Origin of the sequence: Sphingomonas arvum (assembly GCF_026013565.1) — a bacterium.
GTDB lineage: Bacteria > Pseudomonadota > Alphaproteobacteria > Sphingomonadales > Sphingomonadaceae > Sphingomicrobium > Sphingomicrobium arvum.
Genome location: NZ_JAPDOB010000001.1, coordinates 1,211,587 through 1,229,014, shown reverse-complemented (window position 1 = coordinate 1,229,014; position 17,428 = coordinate 1,211,587). Strand labels below are relative to the sequence as shown.

At 64.2% G+C, this 17,428-nt stretch carries 11 protein-coding genes; 6 read left to right on the top strand and 5 right to left on the bottom strand.

Annotated features, from left to right (window positions below):
- Positions 1-362: 362 nt before the first annotated feature.
- The 3 genes from OMW55_RS06075 to OMW55_RS06065 all read right to left on the bottom strand — a co-directional run bounded on the left by OMW55_RS06075 (position 363) and on the right by OMW55_RS06065 (position 4,477).
- Positions 363-2,408, bottom strand: coding sequence for an AAA family ATPase (locus OMW55_RS06075; RefSeq protein WP_264881590.1), 2,046 nt, complete (start codon positions 2,406-2,408; stop codon positions 363-365).
- Positions 2,409-2,541: 133 nt separating this feature from the next.
- The gene (locus OMW55_RS06070; RefSeq protein ID WP_264881588.1) at positions 2,542-2,820 is read right to left on the bottom strand and encodes a helix-turn-helix transcriptional regulator; all 279 of its coding nucleotides are present in this window, start codon (positions 2,818-2,820) and stop codon (positions 2,542-2,544) included.
- Positions 2,821-3,154: 334 nt separating this feature from the next.
- Complete coding sequence (locus tag OMW55_RS06065; protein ID WP_264881587.1) at positions 3,155-4,477, bottom strand: tyrosine-type recombinase/integrase; 1,323 nt, start codon at positions 4,475-4,477, stop codon at positions 3,155-3,157.
- Between the two features lie 480 nt (positions 4,478-4,957).
- Here OMW55_RS06065 and OMW55_RS06060 point away from each other — a divergent pair, with 480 nt between their 5' ends.
- Entirely contained in the window at positions 4,958-5,911 is a 954-nt protein-coding gene (locus OMW55_RS06060) for a phosphatase PAP2 family protein (protein ID WP_264881585.1), read from the top strand.
- A gap of 168 nt (positions 5,912-6,079) precedes the next feature.
- On the opposite strand, the gene OMW55_RS06055 is transcribed toward OMW55_RS06060, so the two are convergent.
- Both OMW55_RS06055 and OMW55_RS06050 read right to left on the bottom strand, forming a co-directional pair.
- Positions 6,080-9,592: a PAS domain S-box protein gene (locus tag OMW55_RS06055; protein ID WP_264881584.1), complete on the bottom strand. Its 3,513-nt coding sequence runs from the start codon at positions 9,590-9,592 to the stop codon at positions 6,080-6,082.
- A gap of 360 nt (positions 9,593-9,952) precedes the next feature.
- Positions 9,953-10,930, bottom strand: a complete 978-nt coding sequence (locus tag OMW55_RS06050; RefSeq protein ID WP_264881582.1) for a glycosyltransferase family 2 protein — start codon at positions 10,928-10,930, stop codon at positions 9,953-9,955.
- Between the two features lie 235 nt (positions 10,931-11,165).
- Between OMW55_RS06050 and OMW55_RS06045 the strand changes: the two genes are divergently transcribed.
- From OMW55_RS06045 to OMW55_RS06025, 5 genes are read left to right on the top strand one after another with little or no spacing between them, the layout of a single operon-like run.
- Positions 11,166-12,971 carry an ABC transporter ATP-binding protein gene (locus OMW55_RS06045; protein WP_264881580.1) on the top strand — a complete coding sequence of 602 codons (1,806 nt, stop codon included), beginning with the start codon at positions 11,166-11,168 and terminating at the stop codon, positions 12,969-12,971.
- Positions 12,971-14,185 (top strand): glycosyltransferase family 2 protein, encoded by a 1,215-nt coding sequence (locus OMW55_RS06040; protein WP_264881579.1) that lies wholly within the window; start codon positions 12,971-12,973, stop codon positions 14,183-14,185. The genes OMW55_RS06045 and OMW55_RS06040 overlap by 1 nt, the downstream gene beginning before the upstream one ends.
- Positions 14,182-15,465 carry a glycosyltransferase family 2 protein gene (locus OMW55_RS06035; RefSeq protein ID WP_264881578.1) on the top strand — a complete coding sequence of 428 codons (1,284 nt, stop codon included), beginning with the start codon at positions 14,182-14,184 and terminating at the stop codon, positions 15,463-15,465. Before OMW55_RS06040 ends, OMW55_RS06035 begins: the two co-directional genes overlap by 4 nt.
- Positions 15,450-16,202 carry a class I SAM-dependent methyltransferase gene (locus tag OMW55_RS06030; protein WP_264881577.1) on the top strand — a complete coding sequence of 251 codons (753 nt, stop codon included), beginning with the start codon at positions 15,450-15,452 and terminating at the stop codon, positions 16,200-16,202. The genes OMW55_RS06035 and OMW55_RS06030 overlap by 16 nt, the downstream gene beginning before the upstream one ends.
- Entirely contained in the window at positions 16,199-17,401 is a 1,203-nt protein-coding gene (locus tag OMW55_RS06025; RefSeq protein ID WP_264881576.1) for a glycosyltransferase family 4 protein, read from the top strand. The genes OMW55_RS06030 and OMW55_RS06025 overlap by 4 nt, the downstream gene beginning before the upstream one ends.
- Positions 17,402-17,428 lie beyond the last annotated feature (27 nt).

The following is a 17,428-nucleotide window of genomic DNA, read 5'->3' as shown; positions in this document are numbered from 1 at the left end:
GCCATGACTCTACGGGTAGGCCCCAGTGACGCGTGCACCCGTTCCTAGGCAAAGTTGGCATTAATGTATTAAAGTATTCGCTTTGGAGCACTCACGCTTACGACAGCAGTTTGCATCTGGCCTCTGGCGCATATTCCTGTTGTATTTCAAGGATATGATTAGGGTATACACCTGATTAGGTATCGGCGGGATGCCATGGGCGTGTGCCACCGGGCTGAACTTTGGCCTAGGACCCCGCCAAGCTGGGTGGGGTGGGCTAGGTGGGAAACTGGGTAAGGTGGTGCCTAACTGCTTGCTTTTACTCACATGACCCAGTTTCCACATTCCACCCACCTTACCCAGTTAACCCACCTTACCTCCCCTCAATGGAGGCTCTTGGGCCTACACATCCACGTTCCCCCTTGGTTGTCGCGGTCGAGGAAGTCGGATGAGTTCTTGTTCCACCAGCTGTCACTGACGCCGACCTTCTTGGCAGCGGCAAGCACCACCGAGACAGGGAGCCATTCCGGCGGGTTCTGCGCGAACTGAGCCCGGACCCAAATGCCAAACCCCTCAGCCTTCTGGCTCTTCGGCCCCCGCTTCGGCCCGACAACCGTCCTAGCCGACAACGTGGCGTCGAGCTCCAGCCAGCTCGGGCGAGTGGCCGCAATCGGCTTGCTGTTGCGCGGGTCGGTGGAAACCTCGACCTTCTCGGTGACCAAACGCCAGCTACCACCAGGGTCTTCGGGCAAGTTGGTCTTCACTTGCAGCATCAGCTTCTCGTTAGGCTCAGGCTCGAAGTCCTCCGTCGCTTGTCGCTCGATTACGACACACAGGCTGCGACACGTTGCCACAAAGGCACCAGATCCAAGCACACGGTGCATCATCTGCCGCGACGTATCCTTGGCGAAGTGCGTCACGCATACGATGGCGATGTTGTGCTGCTGAGCTAGGGCAAGCCAAGGCTCAAGAATGGTGCGCATCTGGCCGGAATCGTTGAGGTCGACCTTGCGCAGCTTCTGGCCGGGCAGGTAGCTGGTCACGGGGTCGATCACGAGCATGGCGAAGGGCCGTTGCTCCACCTTGGCGGCCCCGAGCAGCCGCGACACCTCTTCTAAGTCGTCCTGCATGGAGAAGGTTGTTCGCTTACCGGCCAAGGCTACGCCGTCGATCGCGGTCACGTTGTCTAACGCCGCTCCGCAGGCCATCAGGCGCGGGACGGTCATCTCTTCAACGCTGTCCTCACTGCCAAGCCACAGAACCCGGCCAGGGACTCGCAGGGCGTCAAGCCGCTCTCCGGGCCATGGGCGTCCGGTGGTTACGCGTGCCGCTATGTCGGCGAGCACGGTGGACTTACCCGCGCCGCTCTCACCCGCAAGGATCGTGATGTAGCCTTGGGGTATCCAGCCCGTCCAAAGCCAGTCGATTGCCCGAGGCTGGACACCCCCCAAAGGCCGGCAGACTAGCTCTCGACGGCCGTTGTCTGGGGCGGCAGCGCTCGGTACTAGTGCCGCTTCCTTGCTAGCCGGGTTGACCCAGCCTTGGCGTTGAGCCTCGGCGAACACGGCTTTGTAGCCGGTGTCGCGAGGTTCGAAGCTGTCCCAATCCCGGCTGGCCTGACGCGGCTCGTAGCTTTCCGAGGTCTGCGACCACTCGAACCAAAGGCCTCGCCCAATCTCCCCAAGATCCTTGAGCGCCATGCCCATCCGCATCCACATGTCGCGGTCATCCGATCGCATGTGAGCAAGAGCGGAGCGCAGTTCCGTGACGGTCTTCGGGTCAACGGAAGTGGTAGCGCTTTCCGACTGGGCCTTTGATCGACCGCAGCTGTGACGAGGCGCAAGCACCTTCTCGACATATGGGGCTAGGTCGATGGGTCGGTGAGGACTATCGTGCTTGGCACTCACTCCAGTGAAGGTGAAGAAGCGCTCGCCAGAGTAGGCCTCAATGCCGCTGGCATTGGAACCCAGGGTGCGAAACTCCTGCCCGTATCCGAGCACGTGAGCGCCCTCACCACTGGGCGTGATCTCAATGTACCCCCACCCGGCGCTGTCGCCGCGGACCCATTGTGTAGCAAGATCTGACAGACCCTTGGCTTCGATGTCGTCAAGGTCGATCCCTTGCCAGCATCCCCCTCTTCCATCGGGACCCAAGGCTATCGCAAGCCCGGTGTAAGCCCCTGCCAGCTCCTCGAACTTAGCTTCGGCGACTGCGTGGGTTACGAGCCTGGAGCGGTCTTCAGGACCGTCCAGCTGCCCATTTCGTCGTCCACCTCCTACGTAGTAAGGCACCTTAATCGGCTTCTTCGTCGGGTCGGGGTTGGGCTCGGACCTCCATAGCAGCCAGACCAGCTGAGCCTTGAGTTCGTCGAGTAGGTTGGGGCCACGATCGGGCTGTCCGGCCCCGCTGGCTGCTGGTATAGGGTCCATTGTCATGGATGCTCCGAGTGTGATGGCTTTGGGGTTCCGAGCGGCGGGACGTTCGCGCGTCTCGCCGCTTTCTCTTTGCGCGACTGACGACATTCTTCCGGGTTCGCCGCCGCTCGCGGATAGGCGAGTCAGATCAGCGAGTTAGCTCGGGTGTCCGGCTGATAGTTGGTCTGACGTTCGCCAGCCCGGCGGGGCTGTACGCACTGGTGCTGGCGAACTTACGGCTCTCGATGAACGCCCGAACATCGGCCTCGTCGTAGGCAACACCAGCCTGAGGAGAGTCCCCCAGTTTCACGAATTTTGGTCCACGATTTTTATGGCGCCAGAACTTGAGAGTGCCGGGCGTGATGCCGAGCATCGCGGCGACGTGAACGCTGTCGAGCAGACGCAGCTGCTGTATCGGTTGGTGCATGGGGAGCTCCCAGGGCAAGCTGTTAGGATTGCGCTGTGGCCACCAGCACCAGCAGACCGTCATAGTCGGCTAGCAGTGTCCGGGGCCTCGGGGCACTTCCCCCCTGCTCCTCACCGGCTAGGTCTCTGGAATTTTCCTCGCGGGCGCGCCCCAGTGTGGCAACGAACACCGTGATCGGGTGTCAGGGGTAGGTTTTAGTTAGCAAAGGTGCGTAAGCGCAAGCGCTATTTTCTGCCAATTTCAAGGGGGTGTCCACGCTCACCAGCCACGTGCCGCTACCTGCGTAGCTTGGAAAGCCTATCGGCGCTGGACGCCCCTTTTCCGGCCCACTGAGCTACGCTCGGAGTGCCACGACGTTAGCTCCGGACGCCTGGGCGGCGGCCACCCTGCCCTGCTGCTCGATCCAGCTGCCTACTTCCTGAATCTCAGGGTGAAGCCAGCTTAGGTTGGTAAGGTCCAAGTAATTTCGCGATGTGGTGTCAGCCTGCGCTGGCTTGTGACCCGTTAGAAGGTCCGTGCGGAACTTCTCAATTCGGCATTCCCGCATCGCGATGTTCGTGAAGGTACGTCGGAGGTCGTGGAGGCTGAGGTGCTTGCCCACGATCTCGCTAACCGTGGCCATCGCACTCCGGGCATCCATGATCCGGCCTGCTCGAGACCAGCTCGGGAAGACGAACGGATCGCGCTCCTCTTCAGGGGCGGCCGCAAGGGCGTCTGCGGCAGCCAAGCGCTGGCGAAGCAGTGACACCGCTTGGCTGGCCAGCGGCAAATAAATGTCCTGGCCCACCTTTCGATTAGTCAGGTGCCAGCGGCACTCGGCAGGATCGTCCGACAGAATGACCCGGTCCCAGGTCAGCGCTGCCCCCTCATCTCGGCGGCACCCCGTCAAAAGAGCAAAGATCGTGAGATCGGTTCCGGCCAGTGCGTCGCGGTTCTTCGGGCATTCGCGGGCGGCCTGTAGCGCGTTCCAAACCGCGCCCACCTTCGCCTTGTCGATGTAGCGCTCGGTGCGACTTCCCAGCTTTGACCAGTGACGCTTCAGAGCGCCCACGGGGTTGTGACTGATGATCGGCGATCCATTGGGACGGCGGTGTTCGTCCATGGCGAAGTTCACGAGGATACGCAGAGTCACCATGCAGGCGTTGGCGCTGGCTGGCGCCGGTTTACCGTTCAGACCTTCAGTAGCGATCTGCTGGTGCCGGCTCTTGACCATCTCTCTGGTGATGGTGGCCACCGGCTTAGCCGCCCAATCGGGGTACGCCTTGGCAACGTGCCGGCGCATCTCCTTGGCGGTGCTGTCCTTGAGCTTGCCGGGGCGGCCTACGTAATCGTCGAGCACCTGCTGAAGCGTGATGCTTGCTGCCTTGCGCTCCCGCTCAACGTCCTTGGGATCAATGCCCTGTTCGAACTGGTGGCGGTACTCGTCGGCGCGGCGTCGGGCCTCGTCCACGGTCCAAGCTCCGTAGGAACCAATGGTAACCCGCACGTCTTTGCTGGTGCCCCGGACGCGGCCTTGGGCGATGAACTTGGATAGCCCGGTCGGCGTGACGCGGAGGCCGAAGCCTTTGGTATCACGGTCCCAGTAGAGCACGTCCTTCTTGCCGCCCGGCTTGGCGACCCGGTCGATGTTGGTCTTGGTAAGCTTAAGCACCGGCATGAGACGCCTCCATAAGTTGCCCGTAAGTCGATGGGCCGAACTTACGATAATCTACGTCTTACGTCTCCGAAGTGTTTAGCAAGGAAAACTGCGACTCTTCTTACTTACGAGAACCTAAAACAACCTGCACTAACGTAAGTCTAGGCAAACTCTTAATCAGCGGGTCCTAGGTTCGAGCCCTAGTGCGTCCACCACCTTTCAGTTTGACCTTGGATGAGAGCTTCGGTCTCTATTTGGGGCTCTTCGTGAATTAAGTTCGGGTACGGTGTGGGTAACACCTCATGGCTGCTGCTGCCGAGCATGCCGCAGATCAAGACGGAGGAAGCCGGACCTTCATAATCCTTTGAGCTGGATTGTCTTCTTCCAGCCGTCCTCGCGAAGGAAGAACGCATCAGATCCTGCGGGTCGCCCACGAAGTTGTGCAGCATACTTTGCGTTAACCCGCTCTCGTGTTACGCCTCTAATCCATAGGGGGCGCACATGCAGGCTATACTGTACCGGCTGAGGCACGGCGTTCCGGCTGATGAGATGCAATCGGCCTTCAACCCGGCCACGGTCCCGGTCTACGTCTTATCACTGCTCCAGGTCGGTCTTGCGATCCTGGCGTTCCAGCTTGCGGGACTGGACTTAGACCCGGCCATGTCGGTCGGCTTGCCGCTCATTCCCCTATGGTTGATCTTCAGCGCGTGGGCTGTTCGCCGGGTCGGTCACGGTAGGATTGGCGATACACTGGAAGCGATCGGTCTGGTGATGCTTAACGGCGGCGGGTGCATGGGTCTCATTCTTGCCCTCACCACCATCAGCGCACCGCTTGCCGATCCCCTGCTTGCAAGTGCGGACCAGGCGCTTGGCTTCAATTGGCCGGCGATTCTTGCAGCCTTGCCTCCCGGCCACCCTTCGCTCCTGTCGAGGTTTTATCGCAGCTTCGAGTGGCAGCCTGTCCTGATCCTCGCGACCCTGTTCTACTTGCGGCAGCCCAACCGAGCATGGCAGCTGGTATTGGCAGGGCTAGTCGCTCTCGCTCTCACCGCCGCCATATACCCCTTCGTCCCGGCGCTCGGTGCCTACGTCCATTTTGGCATCACGCCCGCTAAGGAGTACACCAACTGGGGCACGAACTATGCCCACTCGATCCTTGCCATCAAAGGTGGGCAGCGGCTGGTTACTAGCGACCTGCTCGCCGGGCTGGTTACGTTCCCCAGTTACCATGTGGCGGCCGGATGCATCTTCGCGTGGGCTGCGTGGCCGGTTCGTTACCTGCGGTGGCCAATGATCGCTCTCAACGTCGGCATGGCCTTCTCTGCCATGTTTGTAGGCGGGCACTACTTTGTGGACTTGGTCGGCGGCGCGGCAGTGGCTGCGGCTTCGATATGGATTGCTGGCCTTTTGGAGCGTCGGTGCACGCCGACAAGACAGGCACCTTGCCCTTGCTAACGAACTGAGAAACCATGCCGATCCGCAACATCGACGCTTAAGGCAGAAAGTCAAAGAGGAGGCCGCGGGCATGTGCTTGCGGCCTTCTCTTCAACTTCGAGCAGGTCGGCGCAATGGGAGGAGCTACTCTGTTGCGCGGCACGCAGAATGTGGAGCTGGAGAGTTTGCTCAAGAAGGTGTGCCGCCCACTCCAGTCAGATTGGCAAGGCTGTCTGCTAGTTCGGCCTGGCGGAACGGCTTGGTCAGTCGCGGCAGGTCAGCCGACACCCCTTCGTCCTCGGCATAGCCCGAAATCACGAGGATCTTCACTGCCGGCTGGCGCTCCTTGAGGATCCTTGCCAATTCAGTGCCGGTGAGCCCTGGCATGAGGTGATCGGTCACCACCACGTCCGCTGCCAAGCCGTTGTCGATCAGCCGCAACGCCTCCTCCGCAGAAGCTGCTTCCCGGACCTCGTAGCCAAGATCGAATAACATGTCGGCCGTCGACGCGCGAACGAGCTCTTCGTCATCTACAAGAAGCGCGGTCCCGGCGGTTGCAGCAGCAACCATGCGATTGCTTTGCTCCGCCTCAGGTGCAACCGCCTTGGACACAGGCAGCCACAGCTCAACAGTTGTCCCGACACCCAAGCGGCTGTCGATTCTCATCGCGCCGCCCAGCTGCGCTGCGAGTCCGTGTACCATCGACAGGCCCAGGCCCGTGCCTCGGCCCACACCCTTGGTCGAGAAGAACGGTTCAACTGCACGCCTGACGGTGCCCGCATCCATGCCGACCCCGCTGTCCGAAACCGAGAGACGCACGTAACGGCCGGGTTCAAGCCTCAGGGCGGCGCCGTCCGCTAGTGCCTCTTCGCGAGCAGCGACGTTCAGGGAACCCCCATCCGGCATCGCGTCCCGCGCGTTCACCGCGAGGTTCAGGATCGCCATTTCAAGCTGATTGGGATCGGCAATCACGGCCAGGTTCTCGGGCGCAAGATCGACCTCAACCTTCACCCGCGGCCCAGACGTGCTGGCTACGAGGTCGACCATGCCGGTGACGAGCTTGCGAAGATCAACGGGGACAGGTTGCAGCGGCTGACGGCGGGCAAAGGCGAGCAGGCGCTGGACCAGCGTTCTGGCGCGCTCCGCCGACATGGCAGCGCCAGCAATCAGTCGCTGCTCGCGTTCGCTTCCGACGCCGCGTCGCTGAAGCATGTCGAGAGAGCCCACGATGGGCGTAAGCAAGTTATTGAAGTCGTGGGCGACGCCGCCGGTGAGCTGACCCATGGCTTCCATCTTTTGCGATTGTCGAAGCGCTTCCTGCGCAGCCTCAAGCTCGGCCGCTGCTTCCTTCTCTGCCGTGACATCGCGGCCGACCGCGTAGAATACGTCGCCTTCGGGCACGAGCGCCCACGATATCCAGCGCCACGAACCGTCAGCATGAAGCAGGCGGTCTTCGAAGCGACCGACGCTCTCACCTCGAAGAAGGACCTCCATGGCCGCCTCTACAGCGTCATGATCCCCCGGGTGCACCTGTTCGGTGAATGGCAGCGACAGCAGCGTCGCCGTGTCCATGCCTAGCGTGCTTTCCCATGCCGGATTGATGGCCTTCAGGTGGCCATCGAAGCCCATCACGGCGAACAGGTCGCGGCTCATCTCCCAGATGCGGTTGCGTTCTGCCGTCCGCGCCTCGATTTCGCTTTCCAGCCTGTCGTTGAGTTCGCGTAGGCGATCCTCGGTAGTCTTGCGGGCCGTGATGTCGATGGCGGTGCCGATGATCCGGACGCAGCGTGCGTCCTCACCCGTGCCCTTGAACACCCCGCGGCCCTTGGCCGCCACCCAACGAACCACGCCATCCTCTTGGCCGATCGTGCGATACTCGACGTCGTAAAGGGCGCGCTGCTTGGGATCGGCAGCCGCAGCGTAGGCCTCGGAGGTGGCGTCCCGGTCATCGGGGTGAAGTCCCTCGTAGAAGTCGCGCATGGTAACCGGCACGTCGGGCGAGATGCCGAACATGGCCTTGGTGCGCGGTGGCCAGATCAGCACGTCGTTGACCACGTCGACATCCCAAAACCCGACTTCGGCATTGTCGACGGCGAGCCTCAATCTCTCCTCGCGCTCGCGCAGGACATCTTCCATTTCGCGACGCTCATCGATGTCGATGACCGAGCCGACGTAGCCCAGGAAGTCACCGTCCGCGCTGAAGCGCGCGGCCGCAGCATCGATGGACCAGCGGTAGACCCCATCGGCGCGCCGGAGCCGAAAATCGACCCGGTAGTCACGACACTCGGCGTTAGCGGAGACGAACGCCTCCTCCGCCGCCGGGCGATCTTCGGGATGTACTGCGTCAAGCCACCCGAAGCCCTCGCCTGCGCCCTCCGCCTGCCCCGTGAACTCGTACCAGCGGCGGTTCAGGTAGGTGCAGCGACCGAAGGCATTCGTCACCCACATCATGACCGGTGCGTGGTCGGCCATGTTGCGGAAGCGCGCCTCGCTCTCGCGGTGCGCAGTTTCGATCTGCTTTCGCCCGGATATGTCGCGGAAGTAGACGCTCAATCCACCCTGGTCGGCAGGATAGATGCTGATGTCGACCCAGCGACCGATTATGGGCGAGACGCTTTCAATTCGGACGGGCTCGCGCGTCTCCGCCGCTCTGAGATGCGCCTTGTACGGCTCCGAACCGACTGCCTGCGGGAACTCATCCCAGTAGACCTTGCCGAGCAGTTCCTCGCGGGAGCGGCCCCACCATTGCTCGGCCTTCCGGTTGATGTAGGTGAACCGCCATTCAGCATCGACCGCGTAGAAGGCGTCCGAGATGCTTTCGAGAATCTCGACATTGCGCTCGGCCGTCTCGCGGAGCGCCTCCTCGGCTTTCGCCGTTTGGGTAACGTCAACGACATGGTGGATGATCGCCTCGACCTTGCCGTCTTCGTCCAGCAGTGGCGAGTTGACGGGGTCCCACCAACGCTCTTCGAAGCCGCCGCTCGGGTGAGGGATGTCATATCTCTGCCGAAGCATGGTGTCGGGACGCTTGCTCGCGATCGCTCGCTCGATTGAGGCCCGGAGATTGCCGACGCCCGTAGCGCCCGCAAAATCGGGGTTGTCCGGCATCGCCTCGAACAAGCCGCGGCCGAGAAGGTCCTCGCGCGTCCGCATGACGGCGGCCAGATAAGCGTCGTTGACCTCGACGATGGTGAAGCGGGGCGCATCGGGCGCAACGACCAGGAAAGGCGTGGGCGAAGCTTCAAACATGCGGCGGAATGAGCGGCCCGCTTCCACTCTCTCCGTCGTCTCCAGACCGTTGCAGAGGAAGCCCCGGATCACGCCATCCTCGTCCCGCAGGGGCGTCCAGGAGAATGTGAAATAGCCGACCTTGACGCCCTCGCGGCCGGCAAGGGCAGCGGGCCGGTCCACGAAGTGCTGCGCCGCGCCCGCCATCACCGCTTTCACCAGCGGGCGATATTCCTCTCGGATCTCAGACCAGAGCTCGTCGAAGGGCTGGCCCAAGCCGGTCGGGTGCTTGGCGCCCAGGATTGGAATGTAGCCGTCGTTGTATATCGAGGTGAGCTCCGGACCCCAGGCAACATAGACTGGCTGGCGCGAGCTGAGCATGAGATCGACAGCTGTCCGAAGGCTCTGCGGCCAGCCGTTGATGGGACCAAGCGGGGTTGCCGACCAGTCGTGCTCCCGCACCAGCCTGGCCATCTCTCCTTCATGGAGGGACCCAGGCGATGGTTCTCGTAATAACGCGTCGTGCAGGTTCATCCGCAACTCAATCCAGCAACTGCAGCCGCACTAGCGAGGTTGGCCGCTACTCACCCCGAAAGAGCGTTAACAATCAAAGCGTGGTGAAGAAAGGCACGGGATCGAGCGGTCCCGAGTACCCGCGCCAGACCATGCCTGAGGGCGGCTCGTCAGCCGCGTAAGATCACGACCTATCGTTCAGTCGCCTTGCGCCTTCAGGATGGGTGCTAGGCGGCCACAAGCACTAAAGAACGCACATTGCTGCGAAGCGCGGACCCTGGGTTCGCGCTCTAGAGCGTCCACCAGCGTCCTACCCTTCGATTAGGCGTTCGATACGCCTGACCTGCCAACGGGATGAACCCAGCCGAGCTTGCGGCGACGAGCGGTCTTGCCTGTCGCTCGGCCCGACGCGACTTTGAGCCGGCGCTTGGCCGCACCCGCAAGGGCATGGGGCAGCGCCAGGCTCGGCGTGGAGATCAGGTGACCGCCAAGGCGCGCGGCATGGGCATAGCTGCCGGAACGCAGGGTGCCATTGATCAGCCAGCACAGCATGTGGACGCGGTGGGCATTGAAGCATTGCCGCAGTTCCGGCCGACGGCCGCAGAATTCGTCGGCCACCATGTCGAACGAGCGCAGCATCTGCGCCGTGTCTCCCGACATGTTCGCCGGCCCTCGGCGATAAGCGGTGAGAGGATCGGTCAGGAACGAGATCTTCGAGCCCTCGGCAAGCTGAAGATAGAGCTTCAGATCCTCGCAACCCTGTCCACCGCGGGCTCGCAGCGTCCGATCATACCCGCCAACCTGCTGCACCATCGAACGGCGCATCAGGGCCGAGCTGCCGTTGCCGATGAAATTGCGGCGGCAAAGGTCCTTGAAGCCGGTCCTTCGGGGCGGGCGGCCGCCGATCTCAGCGACGACCCGGTCATGTTCGTCGATCACGCAATAGGCAGTGGCCACCAGCCCGACCTCATCATGCCCGTCCATGGCGGCCAACTGCCGGGCGATCTTTTCTGGGTGCCAGAGGTCGTCGGCGTCGATTGGCGCCACGTAGTCGGCGCAGCTCTCGGCGATCCCGCGGTTGCGCGCGGCGGCGACCCCATTGTTGGGCTGAGTGACCAGCCGGATCCGGGAGTCCTCGGCCGCCTGGGCTAGAACGTGTTGCGCGGTCGCGTCGAACGAGCCGTCGTCCACCACGATGATCTCGAGCTCGCGATGGGTCTGCGACCGCACGCTGAGCAGCGTACGATCGATGGTCCGCTCGGCATTGAACGCCGGAACGATGACGCTGACCAGGGGCAAGCCGACGCAACTCCTTCGTCCCGCTGAGCACCACATCTGCCGGGCGGGCATGATGTCGTCCCCTTCAGAGTAGGGGCGCGATGCGCTAACCCCCATAATCACAGAAAGATGCGGAAAAACATCCCACTTCTGTCTCTTTGTGATACGAAGCCGGAACGTTACCGGCGCTCCCTCGTCTCGTGATCGCCAGCAGCTTGGGACAGGGCAAGGCAAGGCACCCAGTGGGCTTAGTGTAATGATCAAGGAAGGGGTGACCGCCGTTCACGGCACTCTCCGGCGCACCTGGAGGTTGGCCGAGCGACCAGTTGCACCCACGGCCGCTGTGCTGGGCCTTGGTGCACTTGCCGCCGTATTCGAAGGCCTCGCCCTGCTGCTGTTCATTCCGCTGATCCAGAGCCTGTCGGGAGGCTCCTGGTCCGGCGGTGGCCTGGAGCGACGCTTCGCCGACCTGCTGGCTCCCGTATCGCCGGGGCAACGGGTGGTCCTCAGCGTCGCTTTGCTGTGGCTGCTGGTAGTCGCGAAGAACGCCGCAGCCTTTGGCGGCATGTCAGTGAGCCGGCGAACGGAAGGACAGGTAGCGCACCGCTTGCGCTGCCGCATGTTTGAGCAGGTCCTGAGCAGCTGCATCGATTATAGGCCGGGTCATCGCCGGTCCGAAATCGTCACGACACTGGCGGAAAACAGCTGGCAGGTGTCGAAGGCGCTTGGGCTGGGGTTTCGGCTGGTCATCGCGGTCGGGACGATCCTGGTCTTCTCCGCGCTGCTCGCTCTGGTTTCGATCCGTTTGCTGCTGTTCGCCGCACTGTTCCTCGCCATCGGTGGGCTGATCGTCCGAATGACCACCCGCAGCGCCGCTGCGGTTGGTGAGGAGGTCGTGCGTGAAAACAAGGCGTTCGGTCTGCACATCTGGGAGAGCATCCAGATGCTGCAACTGATCCGGACGTTTGGCCGTGAGCGTGACGAGGAGGCCCGGTTCGCCGATCTGTCCAATCGGGTGCGCGGACGGCTGCTGCGTCTTGACCTGTTGTGGGGCCTGCCGGGACCACTGACGGAAGCCGGCATCCTGGTGCTGATCGGCGGGCTGATCCTGGTGGCCCAGCGTACCGGTGTCGGCGTCGCCTCGCTCGCCGCCTTCCTGACCTTGCTCTATCGCCTGCAGGCACCCGCCCGCGAGCTAATGGAGGCGCGGGTCGCGCTGGATGGCGCCGCCGCCGCCGTGCGCGACGTCGACGACCTGCTTGCGGAAACTAGTACGCCGTTCCTCCGCGACGGTGAGCTCGAAGCTGGGCCCGTCAAGCACGGCATCGAGCTCAGGAACGTAGATTTCGGTTACGCACCAATTGGCGCGCTGGCGCTGCGAGACCTCTCGTTCACCATCCCGGGTGGGAAAACGACGGCAATCGTGGGCCGGTCGGGTGCAGGCAAGTCGACCCTGCTGGCGCTGCTGCACCGCTTCCACGATCCGAGCGGCGGTGAAATCAGGATCGACGGCGTCCGCCTGGACCAACTGCGGCTGGCGACGTGGCGCGGCCGCCTGTCGCTGATGTCGCAGGACGTGCAGCTGTTCAACGACACCATCCTGGCCAACATCGCCTACGCGCGTCCGGGCGCGTCGGACGACCAGATCAAGGCTGCCGCAAGGGTGGCTCATGCCGACGAGTTCATCGAAGCCATGCCGGAGGGTTACCAAACGATCGTCGGGGATCGCGGGATCCGCCTGTCCGGCGGCCAGCGCCAGCGGATCGCGCTGGCCCGAACCATCCTGCGCGACCCCGATGTGCTGTTGCTGGATGAGCCGACCAACGCGCTCGATCCCGAGTCCGAGCGAGCCTTCCAGGAAGCGCTTGCTGTCTTCTCGCAAGGGCGCACCGTCGTCGTCATCGCGCACCGTCTGAGCACGGTGCTGCGTGCCGATCAGGTCGTGGTGATTGAGCATGGTGCCATCGTCGAAGTAGGGCCGCCGGCAGCCTTGGTTCGCGCAAACGGCCGTTTCGAGCAGATGTACGAACTGCAGCAGCAGGGCGCGAGCGTGCTTGGCTGATGGGGTACCAGCTGCTGGAGGTCGAGTTGTCGCGCCCGCTGGAGCCCGTCCGGTTGGCGCCGGACCAGGGTGGGTGCGGCATAATCGCCCGCTGGCAGGGGCGCCTGGCCGGCTTTCAGATGATCCAGCTTCCTCTTGGCGCGACGCTTTCTTCCGCCCAGCTGCGGGACCTCGCCGACCGTGAGTTCGCGGCTAAGGTGCTGGAGCTACGGCTCGAAGCAGCGCTACCCGAGCCTCAGCCTCCAGCCGAGCGGCCGAGCCTCAGCATCGCCATCTGCACCCGCAACCGCGCCGCGCGGCTCGGCCGCCTACTCCACTCGCTTCAGGTCGCCGATCCGGACCCGTCCTTCCGGTCGGTCGAGGTAGTCGTCGTCGACAACGGCTCGAGCGACGACACGCGGGGTACCGTGGCGAGCTTCGCTGACGCGCGGTACGTTCACGAACCACGAGCAGGGCTCAATTTCGGACGCAATGCGGCACTTCGAACCGCAACCGGCGACCTGCTCGCTTACCTCGACGACGATGTCGTGGTGGACCGGAAGTGGCTGGGTGGCCTCGCGAGAGCGTGGCGCAGCCGCCCTGACGCGGGCGGGTTCACGGGGCTCGCCCTGCCCTACCGGCTCAGCACGGAGGCGCAGGTGCTGTTCGAGCAACGCGGCGGTTTCGGGCGGGGCTTCAGCCGCATCGAGTTCCGTTCGGAAAGCTACGCCAATCCGCTGTTCCCCGTTGGTGCGGGCTCGGTCGGCGCGGGCTGCAACATGGCGTTCGATCGCCAGCTCCTGCTTGACCTCGGCGGGTTCGACGAAGCGCTGGACACCGGCGCGCCGCTGCCCGGAGGCGGGGACCTGGATATCTTCTATCGGGTGCTGCGCTCCGGCCGGCCCATGATCTACGAGCCGGACTACGCCGTCTATCACGAGCATCGCGAGGGGATGGCGGAGCTGAAGCGGCAGTACTGGTCTTGGGGGCTCGGTCTGATGGCGTTCCTGGCGAAGAGCGGACGCACGGACCGCGCCCTAGCGCAGCGTCATCGGGCCATGGTCCGCTGGTGGTTCGCTGATCAGCTGCGGTCCTTGTTGCGTGCTCTGCGCCGTGGCGACCTCACTGCCGCCAGCTTCGGCTTGGCGGAGCTGAGGGGCGGCCTAATGGGGGTATGGGGCGAATATGACCGCTCCCAGGCGCGGGTCGCGGCCATTCGTGCGAGCGCTGCATGAGCGAAACAGCCGCCATTCGGCACCTGGATCTGCGCCGGAAAGAGCCGCCCGTTCCAAGCGCGGAGCTGGTCTATGACGTGTTCTGGTGGGGGGACTTGCCCATCGGCGCGAAAGCGAGCGCCCGGGGCGAGCTGCCGCTGGGCGTCGGACAGTTGCGCGCACTTGCCGCGGACCTGCTCGCCCGCCAGTTGGCCGGCCGCGAGCCCGCGCTCGGCGCGCCGCTGGTCGCCGGCAGCGAGGGGCAGCCTCATCGCGCCCTGAGCCTGCAGAGTGCGGCGACCATGGACCACCTCGAGGAGCGGCTCGAAGAGCTGACATCCCTTCCGCCCTGCGATGCCTCCGATATTGCCCTTATCATCTGCACGCGTGACCGGCCCCGGGCACTGGAACGCTGCCTTGCCAGCCTCCCCCGGCAGGTGAGCGAGCCGGGCCAGTTCATCGTTGTCGACAATAGCGCCAGCGGCTCGGCAAGAGCGCTATGCGCCAACTATGGCGGGATCGACTATGTGCACGAGCCTGCCCCAGGCCTGAGCCGGGCTCGCAACGCTGGCATCCGGGCCGCGCGCCGGCCTGTGCTGGCCTTTACCGACGACGATGTGGAGCCGCATCCCGCCTGGCTCTCGGAGGTAAGCCGAGCCTTCCGGCAGCATGACGTGGAGTGCGTCACCGGCCTGGTGCTACCTGCGACCCTCGGGACGAAGGCCCAGCGCAACTTCCAGTTTGCCTTGGGTGCGTTCGGCAATTCGTTCGTGCCGCTGCTGTTCGACGAACGCTTCTTTGCCGAGACTCGGCCACATGGCGCCCACGTCTGGCGGATCGGTGCTGGGGCGAACATGGCCTTCCGCCGCTCCGCGTTCGATCGCGCGGGGCTGTTTGACGAGCGGCTCGGCGCGGGTGCCTCGGGGTGCTCGGAGGATTCCGAATTCTGGTACCGCTTGCTCGCGCTGGGCGGCAGCTGCCTGTACGAGCCGCGCGCGGTGGTGCTGCATCATCATCGTTCGGAATGGCAGGAGCTGAAAAGCCAGGTGCGGGTCTACATGCGGGGTCATGTGTCGGCGCTGGTGGCGCAGCACGACGCCTTCGGCGATCGCGGCAACCTGCGGCGGATCGGGCTGCAGTTGCCGAAATATTTCGTCCGTACCGGCCTAGGCTCGCTCCTGCACGGCCGTTGGACGCGGCTGAGCCTGATGACGGCCGAGATCAGGGGCTGGCTGGCGGGGCTTACCTATCTGGCTCGGCCCGGCTGGCGGCGGCGGAGAGGCGAATGGCAGAAGCTGTGATTGCACGCGCGCGCTTGCGCCCCTTCCTGGCGGGCAATCCCTTTCCGCACGGCTGGACGGAGGGCCTGTTCTACCGCGAGAAGATGCGCGCCATCCACCGCATCGCGCCGCCTTCGCTCGGGCCCGACGATCGGGTGCTGGAGATCGGCGGCGGGCGGAGCGGACTGGCCGCGATGCTCTACCCTGGCGCGGATGTCACGACGCTCGACCTCGACCCGCAATATGCGGCCAATCAACCTGCGGGTGCCCGAAACCGCTTCGTGTGCGGCGATGCCCGCGCCCTGCCCTTCGCGGATGAGCATTTTACGGTCGTCACTCTGTTCGATGTGCTGGAACATATCCTCGAGCACGAGCAGGCCGCCGCGGAAGCACTGAGGGTCACTCGCCCAGGCGGTTTCGTGCTGGTCAGTACGCCGGCGGCGGATTGGCATTACCCAATGTACGGCTGGCTGCGCCGCCATGCCCCGCACGAGCGCGAGTTGATGGACGAGTGGGGCCACGTCCGTCGTGGCTACACGGTGGAGGAGTTGACGAAGCTGTTCGGAGCGGCGCCGGTTGCCAGTGCCAGCTTCATCAACGCCGCAACGGCCTTCTACCACGATGTCGCCTTCTCTCGGCTGGGCCGCCGGTCGCGCACCCTGCTCTATGCGGCGGCAGCGCCGCTGGTGCTGGGCGCCTATGCGCTGCACGGAAACCGCACCAAGGGGACGGAAATAGCGCTGGCCTGGCGCAAATGAATAAGGTCGTCGCCATCATTCCGTGGGGCGACGTGATCGAAGACTTCCTCGATCCCATCGGCCTGACAGTCCACCAGTTGGCGCAAGACATGTCCGGAGGGTGGCTGTTCGGCTATGTCGAGGCGCTGCAGCAGGCGGGCTGGTCGCCGCTCGTGCTGGCTCCGTCCTCCACCGTGCGGCAGGTCGAGCGATTGACGCATGCCGCCACAGGCGCGCCGATCTGGCTGGTGCCGGGCTACTCGAGCCAGGGGACCGCGAGTCCCAGCCGGCAGGCAATTCGGCAATGGCGGGCGACTCCCCTGCGCGCCTTTCGCCAAGTGCTGCGGCAGGAGCGCTGCCACGCCCTCCTCGTGCAGGACTATGAACGACCGCAATTCGACGCCCTGGTAGCGCTCGGCCGGTCCCTGCGGGTGCCGGTGTTCGCTACCTTCCAGGGCGGCGACCGCACCCTGTCTCGGGTCGAACGCCTGATCAGAGCGCGCTCGATCGCGGAGGCTGCCGGCCTGATCATCGCCGCGTCGGCCGAGCGCGAGCGGGTCGCTGCGGCTTATCGGCGCGCCCGGGTGGCTAACATCCCCAACCCTATCGACGTCCAGGAATGGCGGCCGTTCCCGCCGGCAGAGGCGCGCGCGGCGCTCGGGCTGGCGAACGACACTTTCGTCGCCGTCACGCACGGCCGTATCGACATTCACCGCAAGGGGCTGGACCTCTTGCTCGCCGCCTGGACCGGACCGGGCGAGCTGGTGCTGATCGGGTCCGGTCAGGATCGCGAGCAGCTCGCGACCATGGTTGAGGGGCGAACCGGCGTGCGATGGATCGATACCTACACCAACGATCGAGAGTTCATCCGCCGCTGGCTATCGGCCTCAGACGTCTATGTCTCGGCGTCGCGGATCGAAGGCATGCCGGTGGCGCCGCTGGAAGCCATGGCGTGCGGGTTGCCGGTGATTGGCTCCACGGCACAGGGGCTGGCGGACATGTTGGCGAGCGAGGGACCGGCCGTCGGCTTGCTGTTTCCGAGCGAAAATGTCGCGATGCTCGCGGCGGCAATCGGGCGGCTCCGCGACGATCCGGCCCTGCGCCGTACCCTGGGTCACCACGGCCGCGAATTGGTCGAGCAGCGCTTCTCGATAGAGAGCGTGGCGAACGCATTGGACGCCCTGCTGCACGCGGCCCTCGATCGGCGCCTCGCCAGCTGAAGCGGCGCGTACCTCAGTCGCGTGGTA